The organism is Shewanella vesiculosa (assembly GCF_009994065.1).
In the GTDB taxonomy this organism is placed as follows: domain Bacteria; phylum Pseudomonadota; class Gammaproteobacteria; order Enterobacterales; family Shewanellaceae; genus Shewanella; species Shewanella vesiculosa.
In genome coordinates this window covers 431,990-454,101 of sequence record NZ_JAACSD010000003.1, presented here as the reverse complement: position 1 = coordinate 454,101, position 22,112 = coordinate 431,990, and the positions used below count along the sequence as shown (strand labels likewise).

General features: G+C 42.0%; 21 protein-coding genes and 1 riboswitch. Of the genes, 15 read left to right on the top strand and 6 right to left on the bottom strand.

What is annotated here, in order from left to right:
* Nucleotides 1-154 precede the first annotated feature (154 nt).
* From hinT to GW828_RS01945, 11 genes are all read left to right on the top strand, one after another.
* Nucleotides 155-508 (top strand): purine nucleoside phosphoramidase, encoded by a 354-nt coding sequence (hinT, locus tag GW828_RS01995; protein ID WP_124015743.1) that lies wholly within the window; start codon nt 155-157, stop codon nt 506-508.
* The gene (locus GW828_RS01990; protein ID WP_124015744.1) at nt 508-1,017 is read left to right on the top strand and encodes a PaaI family thioesterase; all 510 of its coding nucleotides are present in this window, start codon (nt 508-510) and stop codon (nt 1,015-1,017) included. Before hinT ends, GW828_RS01990 begins: the two co-directional genes overlap by 1 nt.
* Nucleotides 1,014-1,481: a PaaI family thioesterase gene (locus GW828_RS01985; protein WP_124015745.1), complete on the top strand. Its 468-nt coding sequence runs from the start codon at nt 1,014-1,016 to the stop codon at nt 1,479-1,481. The genes GW828_RS01990 and GW828_RS01985 overlap by 4 nt, the downstream gene beginning before the upstream one ends.
* 62 nt (nt 1,482-1,543) lie before the next feature.
* Complete coding sequence (locus GW828_RS01980; protein ID WP_124015746.1) at nt 1,544-1,936, top strand: YcfL family putative periplasmic lipoprotein; 393 nt, start codon at nt 1,544-1,546, stop codon at nt 1,934-1,936.
* A 135-nt stretch (nt 1,937-2,071) separates the two neighbouring features.
* A riboswitch (TPP riboswitch) is annotated at nt 2,072-2,179 on the top strand.
* Between the two features lie 57 nt (nt 2,180-2,236).
* Nucleotides 2,237-4,438: a TonB-dependent receptor gene (locus GW828_RS01975; RefSeq protein ID WP_273056962.1), complete on the top strand. Its 2,202-nt coding sequence runs from the start codon at nt 2,237-2,239 to the stop codon at nt 4,436-4,438.
* 53 nt (nt 4,439-4,491) lie between these two features.
* Complete coding sequence (locus GW828_RS01970; RefSeq protein WP_182696932.1) at nt 4,492-4,752, top strand: hypothetical protein; 261 nt, start codon at nt 4,492-4,494, stop codon at nt 4,750-4,752.
* Nucleotides 4,753-4,757: 5 nt separating this feature from the next.
* Nucleotides 4,758-5,468 (top strand): nicotinamide riboside transporter PnuC, encoded by a 711-nt coding sequence (pnuC, locus tag GW828_RS01965; protein ID WP_124015749.1) that lies wholly within the window; start codon nt 4,758-4,760, stop codon nt 5,466-5,468.
* A gap of 78 nt (nt 5,469-5,546) precedes the next feature.
* Nucleotides 5,547-6,503 (top strand): phosphotransferase, encoded by a 957-nt coding sequence (locus tag GW828_RS01960; RefSeq protein WP_182696931.1) that lies wholly within the window; start codon nt 5,547-5,549, stop codon nt 6,501-6,503.
* Nucleotides 6,504-6,553: 50 nt separating this feature from the next.
* Nucleotides 6,554-7,399: a DUF6279 family lipoprotein gene (locus GW828_RS01955; protein ID WP_273056966.1), complete on the top strand. Its 846-nt coding sequence runs from the start codon at nt 6,554-6,556 to the stop codon at nt 7,397-7,399.
* A 92-nt stretch (nt 7,400-7,491) separates the two neighbouring features.
* Entirely contained in the window at nt 7,492-8,091 is a 600-nt protein-coding gene (locus GW828_RS01950; RefSeq protein ID WP_124015752.1) for an HvfX family Cu-binding RiPP maturation protein, read from the top strand.
* 115 nt (nt 8,092-8,206) lie between these two features.
* A complete protein-coding gene (locus tag GW828_RS01945; RefSeq protein WP_273056967.1) occupies nt 8,207-8,755 on the top strand; it encodes an NAD(P)H nitroreductase in 549 nt (182 codons plus the stop codon).
* Between the two features lie 97 nt (nt 8,756-8,852).
* Here GW828_RS01945 and GW828_RS01940 read toward each other — a convergent pair whose 3' ends face one another.
* Both GW828_RS01940 and GW828_RS01935 read right to left on the bottom strand, forming a co-directional pair.
* On the bottom strand, nt 8,853-9,053 hold the full coding sequence (locus GW828_RS01940; RefSeq protein ID WP_124015754.1) for a hypothetical protein: 201 nt from the start codon (nt 9,051-9,053) through the stop codon (nt 8,853-8,855).
* A 189-nt stretch (nt 9,054-9,242) separates the two neighbouring features.
* The gene (locus GW828_RS01935; protein ID WP_273056969.1) at nt 9,243-9,947 is read right to left on the bottom strand and encodes a glutathione S-transferase; all 705 of its coding nucleotides are present in this window, start codon (nt 9,945-9,947) and stop codon (nt 9,243-9,245) included.
* A gap of 225 nt (nt 9,948-10,172) precedes the next feature.
* On the opposite strand from GW828_RS01935, the gene trhO reads away from it, so the two are divergent.
* From trhO to GW828_RS01920, 3 genes are all read left to right on the top strand, one after another.
* Nucleotides 10,173-11,219, top strand: coding sequence for an oxygen-dependent tRNA uridine(34) hydroxylase TrhO (gene trhO, locus GW828_RS01930; RefSeq protein ID WP_273056970.1), 1,047 nt, complete (start codon nt 10,173-10,175; stop codon nt 11,217-11,219).
* 632 nt (nt 11,220-11,851) lie between these two features.
* On the top strand, nt 11,852-13,255 hold the full coding sequence (gene yegD, locus GW828_RS01925; RefSeq protein ID WP_182757129.1) for a molecular chaperone: 1,404 nt from the start codon (nt 11,852-11,854) through the stop codon (nt 13,253-13,255).
* A 180-nt stretch (nt 13,256-13,435) separates the two neighbouring features.
* The gene (locus GW828_RS01920; RefSeq protein WP_273056973.1) at nt 13,436-13,903 is read left to right on the top strand and encodes a CreA family protein; all 468 of its coding nucleotides are present in this window, start codon (nt 13,436-13,438) and stop codon (nt 13,901-13,903) included.
* A gap of 191 nt (nt 13,904-14,094) precedes the next feature.
* Here GW828_RS01920 and GW828_RS01915 read toward each other — a convergent pair whose 3' ends face one another.
* A complete protein-coding gene (locus tag GW828_RS01915; RefSeq protein ID WP_124015758.1) occupies nt 14,095-15,471 on the bottom strand; it encodes an L-serine ammonia-lyase in 1,377 nt (458 codons plus the stop codon).
* 233 nt (nt 15,472-15,704) lie between these two features.
* Between GW828_RS01915 and nagZ the strand changes: the two genes are divergently transcribed.
* On the top strand, nt 15,705-16,730 hold the full coding sequence (nagZ, locus tag GW828_RS01910; protein WP_182696925.1) for a beta-N-acetylhexosaminidase: 1,026 nt from the start codon (nt 15,705-15,707) through the stop codon (nt 16,728-16,730).
* Between the two features lie 92 nt (nt 16,731-16,822).
* Here the strand turns inward: nagZ and GW828_RS01905 are convergent, their stop codons facing one another.
* Genes GW828_RS01905 through GW828_RS01895 form a run of 3 tightly spaced genes read right to left on the bottom strand, consistent with a single transcriptional unit; the run spans nt 16,823 to nt 21,995 of the window.
* Complete coding sequence (locus tag GW828_RS01905; protein WP_273056975.1) at nt 16,823-17,815, bottom strand: peptidoglycan binding protein CsiV; 993 nt, start codon at nt 17,813-17,815, stop codon at nt 16,823-16,825.
* Nucleotides 17,805-21,341: a transcription-repair coupling factor gene (gene mfd / locus GW828_RS01900; protein WP_273056977.1), complete on the bottom strand. Its 3,537-nt coding sequence runs from the start codon at nt 21,339-21,341 to the stop codon at nt 17,805-17,807. Before mfd ends, GW828_RS01905 begins: the two co-directional genes overlap by 11 nt.
* Nucleotides 21,342-21,395: 54 nt before the next feature.
* Complete coding sequence (locus GW828_RS01895) at nt 21,396-21,995, bottom strand: hypothetical protein (protein ID WP_124015762.1); 600 nt, start codon at nt 21,993-21,995, stop codon at nt 21,396-21,398.
* Nucleotides 21,996-22,112 lie beyond the last annotated feature (117 nt).

Genomic DNA, 22,112 nt, shown 5'->3' with positions numbered 1-22,112 from the left:
ATCGACAATGCTGCCAAAAATGCCGACGTTAAGCAAACGAATCCCATTTTGAGCAAAAGATTATCCATAATGAGCGGTTTTACTGGAGTGATAGTTCAAAGAATTGATAGTATTATCAAAAGCAACAATGCAGTTATTTAATGAGGGCCCCAAAATGGCTGAAGAAACCATATTTAGCAAAATTATTCGTCGTGAAATTCCAGCGGATATTTTATATCAAGATGATTTAGTTACTGCATTTAGGGATATTGCACCGCAAGCTCCTACCCATATTTTGATTATTCCTAACCATCTAATCGCCACGACTAATGACGTTAAGGCCTCTGATGAACAAGCATTAGGCCGGATGATGACGGTCGCGGCTAAACTTGCTGATGAAGCCGGTATTGCACAAGACGGTTATCGATTAATTATGAATTGTAATAAACACGCTGGCCAAGAGGTTTATCATATCCATATACATCTTTTGGGCGGTAAGCCGTTAGGCCCAATGCTGAGTCGTGACTAATGAAAATCAACAGCGATTTTTTTCCGTTAACCGAAGTGGCCAGTCGATTTGTTAATCAGTTAGCTCAATGCCGCCGTTTAGGGCTTACTGTCCAAGAGGCCAGTGAGCATCACGTGCTTATTGAGTTACCTTACAGCCAAGACATCATTGGTTATCCTGACACCGGGGTGATCCATGGCGGGGTGATTACCACCCTAATAGACACCGCCTGTGGCACGGCAGTGGTATGTGCAATATTAAAAAAATATCAATCGTTAGAATTGTCACCGACACTGGATTTACGGGTCGATTACATGAAACCTGCTGAGCCGCATAAATCGGTTTATGGGTTTGCAGAATGCTATCGATTATCGCCAAGCGTGGCTTTTACCCGCGCGATAGCTTACCAAGACAGTATTGATGAACCTATTGCTCACGCTGTGGGATCGTTTATGCGCATTAGCCCAGAAATGGTTGGTGAATCGTTTCGGCAAGCATTAATGGGTAATTTGCCGGAGACGAAATCATGAGTGAACCAAGCAATATCAGTACGCAAACGGGTTTAGATGTTCAAGATGTGGTCAAACGGGCCATAGAGTTAAATGATTATAGTTATCTTCTTGAAAAAGTACCTTACTCACAATTTATAGGTATGTCTGTGGCGCGTTTTGGCGATGAAATGGTATTTAAATTACCCGCTAAAGATGACAATATTGGTAATCCTATATTACCTGCTATTCACGGTGGTGTGCTTGCTGGGTTTATGGAAATGTCAGCTATTGTGCAGTTAATGGTGTTTATGCAAGCTAAGAAAGTGCCTAAAATTGTCGATTTTTCAATTGATTATTTACGCGCAGGTTTGCATCAAGACACCTTTGCTGAATGCAAAATTACTCGCCAAGGTCGTAGAGTAGCAAACGTCAGCATGAACTGTTGGCAAACCAACCGCAAGCAGCTGATTGCGACAGCACGAGCACATTTTCTACTGGATTAGTCATGATGTGCTGCTGTGTTAGAGACAAGTTCAATTGCATCTATTTATTAAGGGAATATTGTATGAAAACATCATTACTATGTCTTATCGCTTCTGCGCTGTTACTTTCGGCTTGTGCGCATAATACTGCGGGTATCTCTGCTAATTCTAGTGGCCAACTTAGGGTTGATAATACCTCATTTGCTCGTGACGTTAACGTGACCGATGTTTCATCACTTATGGTCGCGGACTTAATCAAAGCGTCAGCATTGATTCAAAGCCAATCGAGTACTGATTTGCGTATTCAATACAAATTCACTTGGTTCGATGCGAGTGGATTTACCGTTGAAGATGAAGCAAGCAGCTGGAAATCAGTTAAGTTACATGGCAAGCAGCAGTTACAAGTCGGTGCGGTTGCGCCCAATTCGCAAGTCACCCGATTTGAGGTCTATGTGAGGCAAGCATTCTCCAATTAGACTCCATTATCATTAGCTTTAAGCTTATTTATGACAATAATCGATGTGATTTAGTGTGAGGGTTAATTAATTGCATTGTTGAGTTATCAAATTGTGTCACTGCTCGTGTATTCATATTGAAGTTAGTTTATAATCGAGACCGCCAAGGGGTGTTCAGTAAAACCTGAACTGAGATGTCTGTATGACGAACCCTTAGAACCTGATCCGGCTTATACCGGCGTAGGAATGGGCCACACTATAACTCGGTGCACCTCTTATTCGCTACTCTTGCCGGATCTCAAAATTACTATTTGAGGTCCTATGTTCACGAAAAATTCTATTAGATTACATCACACCCCCATTGCCTTAGCGGTGATTACAGCCATAAGCTCACCTATTGCTATGGCTAAAACCGCTGATGTTGAACGCGTAACACCTGAATATGAAAAAATGGAAGTCATTGTCGTTAATGCTGATTTTAGTAATATCAGCCTTGAGAAAATGCCCTCCAGTGTCACCGTTATTGATGCGCAACAATTAGAAGATGAAGGCGCACAGCATTTTGAAGATGTGCTCAATTCGATTGCTAACTTTAATTGGTCTGGTGGTAGCTCTCGACCTAAATACTTCCAAATTCGAGGTGTTGGTGAGCAAGAGCAATATCAAGGTGCACCTAACTCATCAGTTGGTTTTGTGGTCGATGACATCGATCTATCAGGCCTTGGCATGGTATCGAGTATGTACGACATGCAACAGGTTGAAGTGTTGCGTGGTCCACAGGGGACTCAGTATGGTGCCAACGCATTAGCCGGATTAATTTACCTAAAAAGTAACGATCCTACAGAGTCGTTTGAGCATGGCGCAAAAGTCAGCTTAGGTGACGATAACCTGCGCACTCTGTCAGGATTCAGCTCCGGCCCGCTTAATGATTCAGGCAAACTACTCTACCGGGTATCGTTAGAGCAACATAACCAAAATGGTTATCGTGACAATCTTTATCTTAATCGCGACGATACCAATGAGCGTGACGAATTGACTGCCAGAGCGAAGTTACGTTGGTATGCGACTGACGATTTGCAAGTTGATTTAACCTTGTTACATGCAAACTTTGATAATGGCTACGATGTGTGGACATTAGACAATAATCCCAGCAATACTTTAACTGACCAACCTGGCGTTGATACGCAAAAAACCTCCGGTGCTGGGATTAAATTTATTTATTCTGGTATACCAACATTTGATTTCACGTCGTTAACCTCGTTTGCGCAAACCGACCACCATAATGGTTATGATGGCGATTGGGCTAATCCAGAATATTGGGCAAGCAAACAATGTGCAGCTTATGATGACTCTGGTGCCGTTAATGGCAGCGAACCTTGTGTTTACGATTATACCTGGGATAAAAAGGGCGACCGTAAAACCTTTACCCAAGAATTTCGTCTATCGTCAAAAACCGCTGGGCGTATTTTCGCCGGCAGCACCGACTGGTTAGTTGGCGTGTATGCGATGAATTTACAAGAAGATAATGACTTGTATTCAGAGTACAACACTTATCCAGATGAAGTGCTGCAGTCCAGTTACGATGCGACCAATTATGCGGTATTTGCTCAATTAGACAGCCATTTAGGTGATGAATATTTATTGTCTACAGGACTTCGACTTGAACGTCGTGACAGTGATTATAGTGACAGTAATGAAGATAATTTCGCCCCATCAGAAGATATGTGGGGCGGGCATATTGCGTTATCAAAAGCCATTAATGCTGACCACAATGCCTATGTACGTATTGCCCGCGGTTATAAAGCGGGTGGTTTTAATATGACATTACCAGCTCAATTATCAGACAAAAAAGAGTTCGATACTGAGATCCTATATAACTATGAATTGGGCTTAAAATCGAGCTGGTTTGACGGTGAAGTCGATTCTACATTTGCGTTATTTTATATGGATCGCCAAGATCAACAAGTCGCCGCGTCGTTACAAGATCCCGATAGCCCCCAACGGTTTATTCTATTTACTGAAAATGCAGGTAGCTCGAATAACTATGGTGCAGAACTCGATGCTAAATGGTATTTAACCGAGAATATTGAGTTTTATGGCAGCTTTGGTTGGTTAGAAACCGAATATGGTCAATATCAATACAGCGATAAATATGGCTCAACTGTCGATTTGTCTGGCCGTGAACTGGCTCATTCACCTAACGTTACCTACAGTGCCGGTATGACCTATGTTGCTGACTCTGGTTGGTTTGCCAACGTGAATGCCAGTGGTAAAAGTCAGTTTTATTACTCAGACAGCAACGAGTCCAAGTCAGATGCTTATACCATTTATAATGCCCGTGTAGGTTATGAAACGCCAACTTGGTCGGCTTATTTATGGGGCCGTAATGTGTTTGATGAGCAGTATGGCGTGCGTGGTTTTTACTTTGGCAACGAGCCAGATCAAGGCTGGGTAGATAAACAATATATTCGTTACGGTGACCCTCGCCAGTTAGGTGTGACCTTAGAAGTCCAATTTATGTAATTAAACAAGGCCGCTGTAACTTAATTTACAGCGGTGTTAATTAAGGAATTAACATGAAATTAACAGCAGAAATCAGCATGTATCCGTTGAATGAAAATTATCTTGATCCGATTAAGTGGTTTATCGGCAGACTAGATAGTTATAGCAGTATTGAACGAGTCACTAATGCGATGGCAACACAGGTGTGTGGCGAGTATGCGGATGTAATGTCGATGCTAGCCATTGAAATGCAAGCGGCTCATCAGAAATGGGGCAAGGCTGTGTTCGTGTGTAAATTTATCGGTGGTGAACTTGACCTTGCACATAGCGAATAACATTCATGAATGATTTATTGTTAACGCTGCAACAAGCCTTGAGTGAGGCGTCATTAATGACGTTTTGGGAGGCGATTGCGGTTATGTTAGCCTTGGCTTACTTAATTCTGGCGATGAAGACCAATATTTGGTGCTGGTCTGCCGCATTCGTTAGCACTGCGATTTACACGGTATTATTTTGGAATGTTTCCTTGTTGATGGAATCGGTGCTCAATATCTATTACATGGGGATGGCGGTATACGGTTATTGGTTGTGGTTACATGTACCAGACTTGCAGCATAGAAATTCCCACAATATTGATTCACATAATAATACTCATCACACCATAGATACTCACCAGCTGAATATAACCAGTTGGTCTTGGAGTGCTCATGCCGTTGTGATTAGCGTAACATCATTGGTTTCTATGCTGGTGGGGTATGTTATGGCCAATTATACCTCGGCAGCATTTCCCTATGTTGACGCGGCAACCACGTGTTTTGCGGTAGTAACAACCTACTTAGTCGCCAAAAAAGTGTTGGAGAACTGGCTTTATTGGGTAGTCATTGATTTTGTGTCTATCTATTTGTACTTCCAAAAAGGCTTGATGTTGACCTCTGGGCTGTTTGTTTTATATGTCGCGATGGCCTTGGGTGGCTACATCATGTGGCGCAAGAAATATCGTCACAATATAATACAGCAACAGAATACCATCCAAGAAGTGGTTGGCGCATAGCCAACCACTTTCCCTTTTTAATAGAGTAAATATCAGATGCCACAAGCCTTGTTATCTCTGCCTAATGAGATACTTGATATGATTGAGCAAACGATGCCAGTCCCATTGTTTCAGCAACTTGCTGCACAATGTACGGCGGTAATGGTTTTTAATACAGGCATGAGCAATATTAATATTAAGCTCTGTTGTAACGATGGCGATAAGGTATTAAGAGTCAATCAAGCTCACAGTAATTGGTGTGATAGAAAGCTTGAAGTGGCCTGTTGGCAAGTCGCGATGGCAGCTAACATTGCACCGGCCCTGATTTGGGTCAGTGATAATAATCAAATATATTTAAGTGAGTTTATTGATCAGCAAAACATGGATTGGTCGATCTTGTTTACAATGCGTGGTCAGGCATCGATTCGACAAGCAACAAAGACGCAGATTACAGCAGTGGATGCGGTGCCTTTATTAAGCGAATTATTTCGAACGCTCAGTGGATTACCCATACCGAATAAAAGTATGACTGTGAGCACTCAGTGGCAACAATACGCACATCAATTAGACTCATTAAGTGCATCTCAAACCAATTTGCAGTGGCAACACGCTTGGCAGCAATTATTGCGCTTAAATGGCCTTGTTCGACAGTGGTTATCGCAGCTGGAGGCTTGTGTGTTGCTGCCTGCTTTTTGTCATCGAGATTTGACCCCGCATAATTTACTACTCAGCGGTCATCAATCGCAGCGCTTATTATGCATTGATTATGAATACGCGGTGGCCAGTCATCCGTTATTTGATTTAGCCAGTGTGATCGCCACACATGAGTTATCATCAAGGCAAGTAAATCAATTAGTTGATAGCGTTATCTTGCAGTATTGCCAAACCTCTAATCTTACAGATGTTGCTGCAGCTAAAGCGGCATTACCAGCAGCCATCAATTGTTTTTGGCTATTTTCAGCGATGTGGGCATTATTAATGGCCGCCAAAGAACCACAAAAATCCACACAATACATACATTACTTTACAAAATATTTTACATTAATGACTTGCTAATATGCCCTGATAACGTACAAATAAGATAAGTTTTGCAAAGGGAATCATTTGTGTCTAAAAAATTAATTATCCTGCTGTTAAGTAGTTTATTTTTTGTTGGCTGCTCAACTAAAGTAAGTTACTTCTTTTTGGATTGGGCGATTGAGTGGGAAGTTGAAGAATACGTAGACTTAACCTCAGAGCAACAAGACAAATTTGATCTCATTGTTGAGTCTTTTCTCGTCTGGCATCGCCAGCAAGAGTTGCCACGTTATCGTGATCAACTGTCATTATTATCAAGCTTAACCAATCAGCAGACCATGACGCCAGAGTTATGGCTTGAACAAGTCTCAATGGCAAAAGCTCATTGGTATCGTATTTTCGATTTTGTTATGCCAGATCTGTTACCTCTTATTGCGAGTCTAAGCGATGAACAAGTGGAGCAGATTTTAGTGCAGCTGAAAAAAGAACAGCGAGAGTTAATTGAAGAATATGCAGGTAAAGATCAAGCCGAATTGATAACCGACTCAGACAAAAGAATCGTGAAGCAATTATCTGAATGGACAGGGAATGTGACAGATGAGCAAAAAGGTATTATTCACCAAGCCAATACTGAACGTTTAGCAACATTAGATATGTGGTTAGAGTATCGCCATGAGTGGTTGAGCCAATTTGAACAAGCACTGAAACGCCGCCAGCAAACAGAATATTTTACTCAACAAATGACGTTGTTGATGGTTTCACCTGACGAGCTAAAATCTCAAGTCTATCGAGATAATGTAACTGAAAATACCCGAAAATTCGGTTCAATGTTGATTACTTTAAATCGCACTTTTAGTCCAAAACAACGTAAGCATTTCGATAAAAAACTAACAGAGTTAGTGGATGATTTAACTGAGCTTCATTTAGACAAATAAACAAGCATCTAATGAGTATCATAGCCTCAGCTGAAATCTTTTCTATTCTTCGCGGGTCTCTTGAAGTAATAACGAGATCAGTAGGGATGATTATGCAAATGCTTAGCGGGTTATATCAACAGTTTTTAAATGTCATTAAACACATTCAAGGTTTTGCGCCATTAGCGTTGAGAATTTATTTAGCACCTGTGTTAATGCAAGCCGGTTATAACAAATTATCACATTTTGAAGACTCCGCCGCTTGGTTTGGTAATCCAGATTGGGGATTGGGTTTGCCTATGCCTGAAGTCATGGTAGCAATGGCAGCAGGTACAGAATTGTTTGGTGGTTTTTTACTGCTAATCGGACTTGCTACTCGCATGGTTGCAATGCCTATGATGATGACCATGTGCGTAGCCGCTTTTGCGGTGCACTTACCTAATGGTTGGTTAGCCATTGCCGATCCCAGTTCGTGGTTAGCAAATGAGCAAGTATTAGCATCAGCGGAAAAGTTGGCTGCGGCCAAGTCTATTTTACAACAGCATGGTAACTATGAATGGCTTACCAGCTCAGGTAACTTGGTTATCCTTAATAATGGTATTGAGTTTGCTATGACCTATCTCATCATGTTGTTTGCTCTCTTTGTACTAGGGGGCGGGCGCTACACCAGTGTTGATTATGTTATCGCTCAGCGTTTTTTAAAAAATGCCTGACTAGGATCTGTTTTAATTGAGTCCAAAAAGATCAACCCTGTTTTGAATATATCCCACCCAATAGGTGGGATATTTGTTAATATCGGTACCTGAATTCATTCCAAAGGAGCGTATCTTGGACGCAACACAACTACTCCTGACTCGCCAGTCTACACCACGCCTAATTGCCCCAGCACCAAATGCTGAGCAACTTACATTATTGCTCAATGCCGCTGCAAGAGTGCCTGATCATGGATCATTGAACCCATGGGAATTTATTATCGCAATTGATGATGGTTTAGCTAAATTGGCAGACATTTTCGTTGACGCCGCTAAAATAACGGGAGCCGATGAAGCATTTCTCGCCAAAGTGGCCAATATGCCTTATCGCGCCCCCATGGTCATTACTGTGGTTGCAAAAACACAAGTACACGATAAAGTCCCCATTTTGGAACAGCAAATTGCAGCTGGTTGCGCCACAATGGCAATGCAACAAGCCGCTTTTGCCATTGGACTCGGTGCAGTATGGCGCACTGGTGATTTTGCTTTTGATGCTAATGTACACCAACAATTAGGCTTGTCTAAGCAAGACCAAATTGTCGGTTTTTTATATGTGGGAACACCTGCGGTAACTGCGCCAATAAAACCACTAAAAGAAGGTCAGCAATTCGCTCGCTATTTATAAGCTAAGCCAATACAAGATATGAGCCTTACTTTAACGAATATAAAATGAGGCTCGTTTTGGCGATTCAATAAGCTAATAAAAGCATTTATGTCAATGGCTATTCGTAGAACTCAAGTGGGATCATGTTCTGATAAACATAATAACCTAACGGCCCCATTAACAAACTGAGTGAAGACCACACAATCCGTTGGGCATTTTTGATATGTGCTTTCGACGTTAAGGCTCGATAGCAAAAGTGAATATGTAAAATCAATAATGCAATAAGCATTAAGACTAACGTAATGTCCATATTATCCATGTCATGTTCCTTTGCGTTCCAGCAATGACTTAGTTAAGTATAAGTTTACAATTGAAATCTGTAGTTAAAAGAATAAAAATCCATTTTCTTTAACTGCTATTCATTGTTTATGTTATTTAATTTACTTGAAAAATAAACCAATTCATAGCCTGTAAACCATTAAATATTCATAATTTTTTAATTTTTGCACTAAGGTATGACGCGTCCATCATCATTCGTTGAATGTTTGAACTGGATCTTATTTTGTTGTGGTAACCACAATGGATATTTGTACATCGCCAGAATAAATAATCGGCTATTGACTAGCGTGGCCAACCAAGTATGGACTTTAGGGTAGGGCATGCCGTTAAACCATGCAGGTTCAACATTAGCAAATTGCCTAATAAAGGGAAAAATAGCAAAATCGGCTAAAGTAGGCGTGTCGGTACACAAATACAGGTGTTTTTGTAACTGATTTTCCAGTAACTGAATAAACTGCTCAGCGTGTTGTCGGTAGTATAGTTGACTGTATTCAGGGTACCTGTCTGCATACTTGTATTTATCTAGCCAAGGCTTAAAGTCACAATCGTTAGTATTTATGAGCCTTGTCGTTGTGGGCTTATCTAACCATGACAATAGCGATTGATACTCGCCAGGCGTTAAGTGATGGGTTGCAATATCAGGATACTCAGTTAATGCATAGCGCATGATATCAATGCTTTCACTGATCACTTGGTTGTCCTGTGTGACTAATACGGGCACAGTACCTTTGGCTGATATCGCTAACATCTCCCTAGGTTTATGTTTAAGTTCAATTTCACGTACTAGTGGGTTTAGCTGGCTTAAATGTATCCCCATACGGGCGCGCATTGCATATGGGCAGCGACGAAAGCTATATAAAATGGCACAATTCATTAGATGTCATATAAAATTAAGTCTTACTAATAGAGTAACGCTTTAGAGATAAAAATCCCAAAATAAAATGCAAATCACAGTGAAAACCGTGGTTGGAATTGTTTTAGTATTTTTTTTAGTGTGATTTAGGTATACTTTCGGCCGTTTTTTTGAGTCTGCACACTGTGTGCGGACCTTATTATATGCACTGGAAATTAAGTTCCAGCTAGCGGAGACGCCACTGTTATGCAAGACACTCATCAACACCTTACTCAACACTCTCAGCCAGAGACATTGCAACCCAGCTCTAAAGTTGCGGTGTGCGCATTATATAAATTTGTTGCCTTACCTCATTTTGAAGCTATTCGTCAGCCATTGCTGACTGTGATGGAACAACATGATATCAAAGGAACCTTATTACTGGCCCAAGAAGGGATCAATGGCACCGTTGCTGGACCCCAAGCTGCGATTGAAGATTTATTGACTTGGTTAGACACACAACCAGGTCTTGATAACATTGTCACCAAGTGGTCTTTTGACGATGAAATGCCATTTTACCGCACCAAAGTAAAGCTTAAAAAAGAAATCGTCACTATGGGCGTTGAAGGTATCGACCCGCGTAAAGTGGTAGGTACCTATGTTAAGCCGAAAGACTGGAATGCCCTGATTTCAGATCCTGATGTGGTGCTGGTTGATACTCGTAATGATTACGAAGTGAAGATAGGCACATTTAAAAATGCCGTCAATCCTGTTACCGAGACGTTTCGTGAGTTCCCTGAGTACGTTAAACAAAATCTCGATCCTGCTAAGCATAAAAAAGTGGCGATGTTTTGTACCGGTGGTATTCGTTGTGAAAAATCGACGGCTTATTTAAAAGAGCAGGGCTTTGATGAGGTGTATCATCTTGAAGGTGGCATTTTAAAATATCTTGAAGAAGTCGAGCAAGAACAAAGCCTATGGGAAGGTGAGTGTTTTGTATTTGATAACCGCGTGGCGGTGAATCACAGCCTTGAAAAAGGTCAATACGATCAGTGTAATGCTTGTCGTATGCCGATAACTGAAGCCGAAAAGCAAACTGATGCTTATGTTCAAGGCGTGAGTTGCCCGCATTGCATCGATAAGGTACCCGCTGAGCAGCGTCAGAGATTTATTGAGCGTGAGCGTCAAGTTCAATTAGCCAAACAACGTGGCGAAGTTCATATTGGCAGTGATGTAAAGCAAGTCATTGATGCACGCCGTCAGCACAAAGAAGCTCAGCGTAAAGCCCAAGAAAATGTAAACAGTAAAGGTTAACCGTTAAACTACAGAGTGAACTAAACAGTTAAAGCCCATCATTGCCGATGGGCTTTTTTGTGGCAGAGCGCCGTTATCATCGAAGCTCACTAAGTTGTCACTGATTGACTAAAAATACATTACAGCGAACCCATTCCTTGATTAACGCTAGATAAATAGCATCAAACTTTTCTTGTAGATGAATCACCTTATCTTGTATTTTTCGCCATTACTGGATAATAAAATTGCGCGCCGTACAGAGGCAACACGAGCCTTAAAAAACTCTCCATGCTACTCGAAAAATACCTAACAACCGTACACGTTCAGTTAATAGACCATGTTTATCGTAGGCTTCTTGCAACACTCAGGCATTAAAGGATAACCAGGATAACTCTTAGTTAATTGAGCAATTTTTAAGCCGAAGATGCAATGAGACCTGTTAGAAGATTGATATGCAACATATTGAATTATCTGTATCTAACTAAAAGTACTAATGGAGAAATACTCTGTGGCACTTAGTTTATGAGGTTTTATGACAGATTTATTGATGGGCTGAGCTTTTCCTTGGTACAAAACCGCATAAATGGTTTAGCAAAGCCGATTATTATGCTATTTTGAGCGCTTTTTTTATTTGAATGACTAAAGGTAGGCCGATGTTTGTTGGATTCGATTATGGCAGTGCTAACTGCGCGATTGGGGTAATGATTGATAATGCAGTGGCGTTATTGCCATTATCAGCGGACTCAGATTTCATGCCGTCAACATTATATGCGATGGACCGCGAGCTAATAGCCGAAGCTGTATATTGGGGCTTACCTGAACATTTAAAAGCGCAGTATTCTCATTTACGCAGTTCGCAATTGATGCGGGCAAAACAAATGCGCCATGAGCTAGATCTGTCACCAAACGAGCAAGCCGTGTTTGTTGGACAAGCTGCAATAGATGCCTATTTGGAGATGCCTGAAGAAGGTTTTTATGTGCGTTCACCAAAATCTTTTTTAGGTGCTAATGGCCTGCGTGTTGAGCAAATTGCCTTATTTGAAGACATTGTCACCTTGATGATGCAGCACGTTAAATCCCTAGCCGATAAGGCATTAAATGCCAAATCACTGACATCAGCGAGCCATGCGGTGATCGGCCGACCAGTTAACTTCCAAGGCATTGGTGGCGAAGAAAGTAATCTGCAGGCCGAAGCTATTTTACGTCTAGCGGCGACGCGTTCGGGCTTTACTGATGTAACGTTTTTATTTGAGCCCTTAGCGGCGGGGATGGATTTTGAGTCAAATCTTAACGATGACAATACCGTGCTTGTCGTTGACGTTGGCGGTGGTACCACTGATTGCTCTGTAGTAAAAATGGGCCCGTCACATATTCATCAACAAGACCGAACGTCGGACTGCTTTGGCCATTCAGGCCAACGTATCGGCGGTAATGATTTAGATATCGCACTAGCAATGACAGGCTTAATGCCAAGTTTTGGTGCTGACACCTTAATGATTAACGGTAAACCTATGCCAAGAACGCCTTTTTGGAACTCGGTTGCGGTAAATGACATCAGTGCTCAACGTGATTTTGTTAGTTTACAGTCGCGCAAATTAGTTGAGCAGTTAATTAAGGAAGCTCAGCAACCTGAGCGATTAGTTCGTTTACAAAAAGTACAAAAAAATCAAATGAGCTATCAAGTTGTCCGTCAAGCTGAAGCGGCTAAGATTAGTTTGTCTGATCATGACACGATTCAATGTCCATTGGATTTTATTGAAAAAGGCTTGTTTGTCCCTCTAAGTGCAGCGCAGTTTGCGCAAGCCATCAATGATCCTCTCGCTAAAGTTGAGGCGTTAATGAAACAAGCAATGCAAACGGCTATCACTAAAGCAGAACAACAAGATTGCGACATGCCAACCACTCCTGATATCGTGTATGTCACAGGCGGTACAGCCCGAAGCCCAGCGATATACGATAGAATTGCGAGTGTGTATCCAAATGCCAAAGTCGTGGTGGGTGATCATTTTGGTTCGGTAACAGCAGGTTTAACTCGTTGTGCTCAAAGCGCATTTTAACGAGATTACATTTAACAGATAAAGGCTCGTTATTATGCGAACAAATAGCCTGTAGGTTAGCAACCTTGTCAGCCAAGGGCTCGACCTTATGAAGCCCTTAATTAAGTGTAATGGGGCGGTGCGAAGATATAGGCAAGCTCTTTTGACGATAATTACTGTCCAATTTTATAAGGTTTACTGATGAAAAAAATACTTACCGCGATATGTTTAGCTACACTTGTTACTGCGTGCTCTGATAACGAAGTTGGTGATGTTTCACTGGGAATGTTTACTACGCAAGATATAAAACTAAATATTTTAAAAGATGAAATTGTCTCTGGTGTAACTTGTCATATCGCCTCAATCGAAGCCAATCTGAGTTTTTCAGACCCAAGTGATAGCTCCATCTCTTGCAGACAAACTGGTGAGATCACTGCGGATATGATTGCACAAATAGATAAGAGTAAATCAGGTGAAGTGGTATTTAAAAAATCAAAAAGTATTTTTTTCAAATCAATGAAAATTAGAAGGATCTTCGATGCTGAAAATCAAACCCTGATGTATGTTTCTTATTCCACTAAAGAAACATCAGGAAGTTTTAAGCATAGTCTTTCGACAGTGCCACTTTGGGGAACCAAAGCCTATGTTGAGCCAATTCAAGTTCAATAATCACCAGGTTAGCGCTAGCTTATGGCAGTCACATACCTTGGTTGACTATTGTTCGTAGCCATTAGATATAACTGCTTGTGAGTTCAATAAGTCGCTATTCACAGATCCTCGATATTGTTTAACATATAAAAAATGCCTGTTAGGGTTACTAACAGGCATTGTTACTTGATTTCGTTTACTTTATGCGTGAATTAACATTCGACGATATTCACCGCAAGACCGCCTTTGGCCGTTTCTTTATATTTGCTGCGCATATCTTTACCGGTTTCCATCATGGTTTTAATCACTTTATCCAGTGAGACTTTATGATTACCGTCGCCGCGCAGCGCCATACGTGAAGCATTAATCGCTTTTACCGCTCCCATGGCATTACGTTCAATACAAGGCACTTGCACTAAGCCGCCAACAGGATCGCAGGTTAAGCCTAGGTTATGTTCCATGCCAATTTCAGCGGCATTCTCAACCTGCTCTACAGTTCCGCCCATAATTTCAGTTAACGCACCGGCTGCCATTGAACAGGCTACGCCTACTTCGCCTTGGCAACCGACTTCGGCGCCAGAAATGGAGGCATTTTTCTTGTACAAAATACCAATGGCAGCAGCGGTTAACAGATAGCGACTACATACATCGATATCCACTTCTTGAACAAACATGTCGTAGTAACACAATACCGCAGGAATAATCCCCGCAGCACCGTTTGTTGGTGCGGTTACGACGCGATCGCCTGCTGCATTTTGCTCATTAACCGATAAAGCAAACAAATCAACCCAGTCCATGGCGGTCAATGGGTCAGTGTTATTGCGTCCTTCTGCTTTTAAGCGGCGGTAGAGCGCGGGAGCACGTCGGCGTAACTTTAAACCGCCTGGCAATATGCCTTCCTTTTGATAACCGCGTTCAACGCAGTTTTTCATGGTTTGCCAAATTTTCCACAAACCTTGCTTGATTTCATCTTCACTGGCAATGCTAAGTTCATTGGCCATCATTAATGATGAAATGCTTAAGCCATTATCACAACACAGTTGCAGCAATTGCAGGGCACTATTGAAGTCATAAGGTGCTTGTTCAATTGGCGTTGCTGGAGATGCATTTTGTTGAGTGATTTCATCTTCATCGAGAATAAAACCACCACCAACAGAATAATAAGTACGTTGATATATGCATTCGCCTTTAGACAAAGCATATAAGGTCATGGCATTAGCATGCGCAGGTAAGGTTTTACGTCTGTGGTAGGTAACACCGTCTTCGCGAGTAAATTTAACCTGACGACCGTCTGCCAAGGTAAGCTTTTGGCTGGTAGACACAGTCTCTAAAATGGCATCAATGGCATCGGTATCGACGGTTTCTGGGTCTTCACCCATTAGGCCTAAAATAACCGCTTTACCTGTGCCGTGGCCTTTGCCTGTTTGACCTAACGATCCAAATAATTCTGTTTGTAACTCGTCGGTATTCGCTAATAAGTTATTATCAGCGACATGCTGTATAAAAATTTTACCAGCTTTCATAGGACCCACAGTATGAGAACTAGAAGGACCGATACCAATTTTGAACATGTCAAATACACTAATCATGTTGTTTAACCCTTGCTGAGTCGTTTATTGTTTTCGTTATAAGTGAGTATAATCGTCACATGTAATGTTGGCGGTTTATCTCTTATTCTTGCTAGAGTATCCCACACATTAATCAATGTTAGTTCATTAGATTTTTTGATGCATTATTTTCACATTAGCCAGTCTTATACTTAATGGGTTATTTGACGTGGTTAACCTGACAAAGTCGTCAGCTTTATAGATAGGAGAAAGGTTTGAGCTATTTAATGATGGATCTTGCAGGTTTAGCAGTCTCTGTGCTTGAAACCGAGCAATTACGGCACCCTCAGGTGGGTGGTATTATATTATTTAGTCGTAACTTTGAAAGTAAAAGTCAACTAATTGAACTGGTTAAGCAAGTTCGTCTAATTCGTCCTGAATTATTAATTGCCGTTGATCACGAAGGTGGTCGAGTTCAACGTTTTCGTGAAGGCTTTAGTTTAATTCCTGCTATGGGTGATATTTTACCTGCTGCTAAAGGCGATTTAACATTAGCTAAACAATGGGCGAAGGAGTGTGGTTTTTTAATGGCTATTGAGCTTTTAGCCTGTGACATCGATTTAAGTTTTGCGCCCGTATTAGACGTAAATGGTATCAGTGAGGTGATTGGTAAACGCAGTTTTAGTGCTATTGCTGATGAAGTTAGCGTGTTAGCCCAACAATTTATTATTGGCATGAATGAGGCCGGGATGGCTGCCGTAGGTAAACATTTTCCTGGTCATGGCAGTGTCGCTGCCGATTCACATATTGCGATGCCTGTTGATCCGCGCAGTAAAGAACAGCTGGAAAATGTCGACATGTTGCCGTTTACCCAACTGATTGGATCACAGCAGTTGCAAGGTGTTATGCCTGCACATGTTGTTTATTCTAATATTGATCCTAATCCTGCGGGGTTTTCACCTTATTGGTTACAGACCATTTTACGTCAACAATTAGGCTTTAATGGGGTTATTTTTTCTGACGATTTAGGCATGAAAGGCGCGAGTTTTGCCGGTGATTATCTTGGGCGGGCTAAAGCGGCATTAGATGCGGGTTGTGACATGATTTTGGTATGTAACGACCCCGTTGGTGTAAAGGCTTTATTAACCGAGTTTGATTGGCCCGCTGCAGAGCCTATGCATACCGCTCTAACGTTAAAAGGCGATGCAGAGCAAACACTAAAGGCACTTGAGCAGCAAACTCGGTGGCAGGCAGCGCAACAATTGGCATCCGATATCACAGCCATGGCGCAGTCGTTATAAACAGTTTCGATAGTAAATGAGCTTGGTATTAAGCAAAAAAACCGGATCAATTGATCCGGTTTTTAATTATCTGCTTGTCAGATACTCAGCTATTAACCTGTATATGGCACAGCTTGATTAGTGGTAGAACGTTCTGTTAAATCAATCGGTTTCACATTAGTGGGTTGAGCCATTTTACGAATTTGCATCACAATACCCAGTTGTGGGTGATCAAAATAATGGATTTCACCACTGCGAACCCGTCGATTTTGGATCAGTGGGATACTTTCTAAGTAAGGCGCCAATTGTTTTTTACCTTCAATGTCTAACGCTGAATATTCGTTAAACTCCAAAGGACTCGATTCCACCATTTTTTGAGTCGGTTTACGCAAGGCCAAATTATTTTCAATATAAAGATAATGACTGAGGTAAATGTTAATTGAGCCGTCTAATTCCCAGACCGGGTTAATCTTCGGCGCTTCATAAACATCACCTAATGCACCAAACTCTGTACCTGGTTTTGTTTCTGCTGGATTTGGCTTTTTAACACTTAAACCATGATATTCAAAACTCTTTGAAAAATCCTTACCACCAAAAATACGGATAGGCTTAGCTCGTCGACGAGATTGCATATTTTGCTGCCAAGTTAAATGCACTAGCCCTTTAACATACGGTTCGCGGCTAATGGTTCTAATTAAGTCACTAAATTGACCTTGGCTATTAGCCAGTAACAGTGGCCCTTGACTTAAGTATGCCTGTTGCGGCGAGCTAGCTCCGATATTAAATGGAACTTGGCTTGGATAGGTGATGGTAGTATTGCTGACAATTGGAGCATTACAGTTGCTAGCACCATTGGTCCAGTCGGTTGAAGTACAACCATTTAAGCCAACGGCCACTCCGGTGATGTCGGTACTGATCACTGGGGTAATAATATCTACCGTATCGTTACTCAGTTTGGGAGGTGCGGCATTTAACCACTTTTCAACAGAGGGTTGTTGGCGTTCAAATACAAACACTTCAACTTCAAACCATGATTCTGCATGGGCTGAAAAGCTGTGGGATAGCGCTGTGATAGCGGCGATAGTAATCGCAAGTTTACGAAGCACTATTTGTCTCCAAAATTTGATGTTTAGCGAACTGTTCAAGCAAGGTACTGATGAGCTCAAGACGCTCTTTGCTTGTTTCAGCAGGAATATTGAACTTTAACTTATTTGGCCCGTCCATTCGATAGATTTGTGGCTGGTTTTGCAACAAACCAATAATAAACATTGGATCGACGTGATTTTCTTGACCAAATTCAACACTGCCGCCTTTAGCGTGCATTTCTATTTTGGCAATACCCAATGCCGTTGCCTGGTGTTTGTATAGCGTGAGCGCCATTAGATTTCGCGTTGGTTGAGGTAACATACCAAAACGGTCGATAAATTCGACTTTAAGCTCATCAAGCATGCTATCTGTTTCGCAGTTAGCAATACGTTTGTAAAGTGACAAACGCATGTTAACGTCACTGACGTAGTCTTCAGGTAATAACGCTGGAATACGTAAATCAATTTCTGCTTTGGCGCTCATCATATAGGCTAAAGAAGGCTCTTTTCCTTCTTTGAGGGCCTTTACGGCAGATTCCAGCATCTCCATGTATAAACTAAAGCCAATTTTTGAAATATGGCCACTTTGTTCATCGCCGAGCAATTCACCTGCACCACGAATTTCTAAATCTTGAGTCGCCAGTAAAAAACCGGCTCCAAGATCTTCCAAGGCTTCAATCGCTTCAAGACGTTTACGCGCATCTGGGGTCATGCGTTTAGGATGCGGGGTCATCATGTAAGCATAAGCTTGGTGATGCGAGCGCCCAACGCGACCACGGAGCTGATGCAGTTGCGCTAAACCAAACATATCTGCTCGGTCAATCATAATGGTGTTGGCACTGGGCACGTCGATGCCGGTTTCAATAATGGTGGTACACACCAGTACGTTAAAGCGTTGATGATAAAAATCAGACATCACTTTCTCAAGATCGCGCTCACGCATTTGACCGTGGGCAGTTATCACGCGCGCTTCTGGCAACAAATCGCGAATGTTTTGTGCGGTTTTCTCGATAGTCTCAACATTATTGTGCAGATAATACACTTGGCCACCACGTAAAATTTCACGCAATATGGCTTCCCGTGTAGTGGCTTTATCATATTCGCGCACAAAGGTTTTAACCGCTAAACGTTTAGCCGGAGGCGTAGCGATAATCGATAAATCTCGCATACCCGACATGGCCATGTTCAATGTCCGCGGAATAGGGGTGGCTGTGAGAGTAAGAATGTCGACGTTGGCTCTAAGTGCTTTAATTTTTTCTTTTTGACGCACGCCAAAGCGGTGTTCTTCATCGATAATCAGTAAGCCAAGATTTTCAAAATTAGCTTCTGATGACAGTAATTTATGAGTGCCGATAACAATATCGACTTTGCCTTCAGATAATTGTTCAACCACATTGCTTTGCTCTTTGGCCGTTCTAAAGCGCGACATGACTTCAATCACTATGGGCCAATCGGCGAAACGGTCGGTAAAGTTTTCATAATGTTGCTGCGCCAGCAAGGTTGTTGGCACTAATACCACTACTTGTTTACCGGCATTCACCGCGACAAATGCTGCGCGCATGGCTACTTCAGTTTTACCAAAGCCTACGTCACCACAGACTAAACGGTCCATAGCTAATGGCGCTTGCATGTCTTCAAGTACCGCAAGAATGGCGCTTTCTTGATCAACCGTTTCTTCAAAGGGGAAACCTTGGCTGAATTGAGCGTATTCTTGTTCATCTATACTCATCGCTTCGCCCGGACGAGCTTGGCGACGGGCATACACATCAAGTAATTCAGCTGCCACATCTCGAATGCGTTCAATGGCTTTTTTCTTGGCTTTTGCCCAGGTTTCGTTACCTAACTTATTAAGATGAGTACTGCCGTCGGCACTGGCATTGTAGCGGCTAATAAGGTGCAGTGATGACACGGGCACATACAGTTTATCGCCACCAGAATATTCCAGTTTTAAATATTCGGCGACTAAGCCGCCGGTATCAAGGGTTTCTAACCCCTGGTATAAGGCCACGCCATGTTCAAGATGCACTATTGGTTGACCGACTTTAAGTTCGGCTAAGTTTTTAACTAATACTTCTGAACTAACTTGTTTTTGTTTTTCGCGGCGACGTTGCTGCGAGATACGTTGACCAAATAACTCGGTTTCACAAATGATGCTCACGGCACCTTTTGTTGTGTCGGTTAGTACACACCCACGCGAGAGAGGGGACACGATTAAACCAATACGGTCTTCGGCGGCTAAGTAATCATTAAGATGATCAAACTGTTTAGGTTTGATGCCAATTTTAGCAAATAGCTCTAATAAGGCCTCACGGCGACCTTCTGATTCTGCACTAAATACCAAGGCTGGGTGCTGTTGACAATATTTTTGTAACGCAATCAGCGGTTGCTTGAGTTTATGATTGGCATTGATGTCGGGCAGTTTTTCAACGTTGGCGACCAGAGTGTGTTTAGGCAGTGCAACTTCGGCCAACGGCTCGCCAGCATTGTTAGTATCGCTAGCAATATACTGCTGTAATAACTGCGTGCGGTTATAGGACTTAAATGCCGAAAATAACTCATCATTAAGCAAGTAAAGTTCTTGTGGTGCCAGTAATGGCCGCAGAGGATCGACTCGTCGGTCTTCGTAACGGACATTCACTTCATGTAAGTGGGCTAAGCTGGCTTTTTCAATATCGCCTAAAGTGATAAGTTGACTATCTTGTGGCAAGTAATCAAATAGTGTGGCGATATCATCGAAAAACAGTGGTAAGTAGTTTTCAATACCGGCAGGCATTAAATTACGACTAACTTGTTGATAAACCGACTCTGCCTCTTTTGAGATCACCTCAAAGCGACGACGATAACGTTGTCTAAAACCTTCAATGGCATTGCTGTCAGTGGGAAACTCTTTCGCGGGTAGCATGCGAATGGCATCACGCGCCATGCCTGAACGCTGGGTATCAACATCAAAAAAGCGGATCGATTCCACTTCATCATCAAACAGTTCTATGCGTAACGGTTGTTTCGATCCGGTAGGGAAAATATCAATAATAGAACCACGAATAGCGAACTCACCGTGCTCATAGACTTGATCAACTAAATGGTAGCCGGTGTCGGTAAGGTGCTGTCTGGCTTGCTGTAAACTGTAAGTATCACCTTTATTAAGCACCATGACATTAGCGGTCATAAATGATTTAGGCGGTAAGCGAACCATTAAAGTGTTTACTGGCACTATCACCACATTATGCTGACTCTGGCCAATATTGGCCAAGGTTTCAAGACGCTGTGAAATCAGGTCTTGATGTGGCGAAAAACTATCGTAAGGCAAGGTTTCACGGTCGGGAAACAAACACACATTGATATTGATGTGATTTAATAAATAACTCAGCTCAACCTCAAGTGACAGCGCACTGGGCGTGTCATGGGTGACAATAATACTGGTACCAGCATGGTTATTAATTAAGTTAGCAAGGGTGATGGCTTGTGAAACCCCACCTAACGTTGCCAAAGTTTGCGTTTGTTGGCCTTTTTTTACACTCGGCGGCGTGAGTACACTAAATAGGTTCATTAAAATCTTTGTCAGTTCCGTTTGCGATCAAGTCGTATTGAATGAGGCGATGCTTCAGCTGCGCTGCCTATCGATAGTCTGTTTGCGTTTTTTGAGCATTTTTTGTTGTACATTCAGGCTTGCTTTAACTAATTGCTCAATATCATCCTCAAGTATTTGACTAAACTCAAGGTCACAGCGCCAATATGGGGTTTCTATGGCATCATCTGTTGCTAAAGGGGTACAGGTTTTTATTTGGCAAATACACAATATGGCAACTAATTCCGTGTGCAGATAAATGTGGGTTTTAACGTGATCATTGATATCCAATGGACGTGATGAAATGATACTCACGCCACTGCCACCAAACTGATCGCCTGTAAATAACTCGCCATCTTGCACTTCTTTTTCAAGCACATGTTGTAATACTAAATCGACTTTGCGTGATTGTAGCTTTAAAAAATCGACCACAGCTTTAGCATCATTGTCTAAATTTCGCAGCTGCAGTAAACAATTGGCTTCAAGACTTTTCACTTCTGTTAGTAGTTTTAACCCAACAGATTGCATGTCTCTAAGCTCATCATCTGTGGGTAAAGCACGCTTTGGATCCCACAAAGTGAGATACACATTAAAGTGGTGAGGCACACTAAAATAAGAATTGCTGTCAGGTATCAAGGTTTGCCTCTTTATTTATCACACTAATAGCCCTATTATCGTGCCCAACTTAATGATTTAGCAAGTCATACACGCTGGCTTGTTGTTTTCATGTCATCATTTAGCCCGATTGTCTGA

Bases quoted from the DNA above. Each gene is read 5' to 3' on its own strand.
- hinT (WP_124015743.1), top strand. From the start codon at position 155: ATGGCTGAAGAAACCATATTTAGCAAAATTATTCGTCGTGAAATTCCA.
- GW828_RS01990 (WP_124015744.1), top strand. From the start codon at position 508: ATGAAAATCAACAGCGATTTTTTTCCGTTAACCGAAGTGGCCAGTCGA.
- GW828_RS01985 (WP_124015745.1), top strand. From the start codon at position 1,014: ATGAGTGAACCAAGCAATATCAGTACGCAAACGGGTTTAGATGTTCAA.
- GW828_RS01980 (WP_124015746.1), top strand. From the start codon at position 1,544: ATGAAAACATCATTACTATGTCTTATCGCTTCTGCGCTGTTACTTTCG.
- GW828_RS01975 (WP_273056962.1), top strand. From the start codon at position 2,237: ATGTTCACGAAAAATTCTATTAGATTACATCACACCCCCATTGCCTTA.
- GW828_RS01970 (WP_182696932.1), top strand. From the start codon at position 4,492: ATGAAATTAACAGCAGAAATCAGCATGTATCCGTTGAATGAAAATTAT.
- pnuC (WP_124015749.1), top strand. From the start codon at position 4,758: ATGAATGATTTATTGTTAACGCTGCAACAAGCCTTGAGTGAGGCGTCA.
- GW828_RS01960 (WP_182696931.1), top strand. From the start codon at position 5,547: ATGATTGAGCAAACGATGCCAGTCCCATTGTTTCAGCAACTTGCTGCA.
- GW828_RS01950 (WP_124015752.1), top strand. From the start codon at position 7,492: ATGCAAATGCTTAGCGGGTTATATCAACAGTTTTTAAATGTCATTAAA.
- GW828_RS01940 (WP_124015754.1), bottom strand. From the start codon at position 9,053: ATGGATAATATGGACATTACGTTAGTCTTAATGCTTATTGCATTATTG.
- GW828_RS01935 (WP_273056969.1), bottom strand. From the start codon at position 9,947: ATGAATTGTGCCATTTTATATAGCTTTCGTCGCTGCCCATATGCAATG.
- trhO (WP_273056970.1), top strand. From the start codon at position 10,173: ATGCAAGACACTCATCAACACCTTACTCAACACTCTCAGCCAGAGACA.
- yegD (WP_182757129.1), top strand. From the start codon at position 11,852: ATGTTTGTTGGATTCGATTATGGCAGTGCTAACTGCGCGATTGGGGTA.
- GW828_RS01920 (WP_273056973.1), top strand. From the start codon at position 13,436: ATGAAAAAAATACTTACCGCGATATGTTTAGCTACACTTGTTACTGCG.
- GW828_RS01915 (WP_124015758.1), bottom strand. From the start codon at position 15,471: ATGATTAGTGTATTTGACATGTTCAAAATTGGTATCGGTCCTTCTAGT.
- mfd (WP_273056977.1), bottom strand. From the start codon at position 21,341: ATGAACCTATTTAGTGTACTCACGCCGCCGAGTGTAAAAAAAGGCCAA.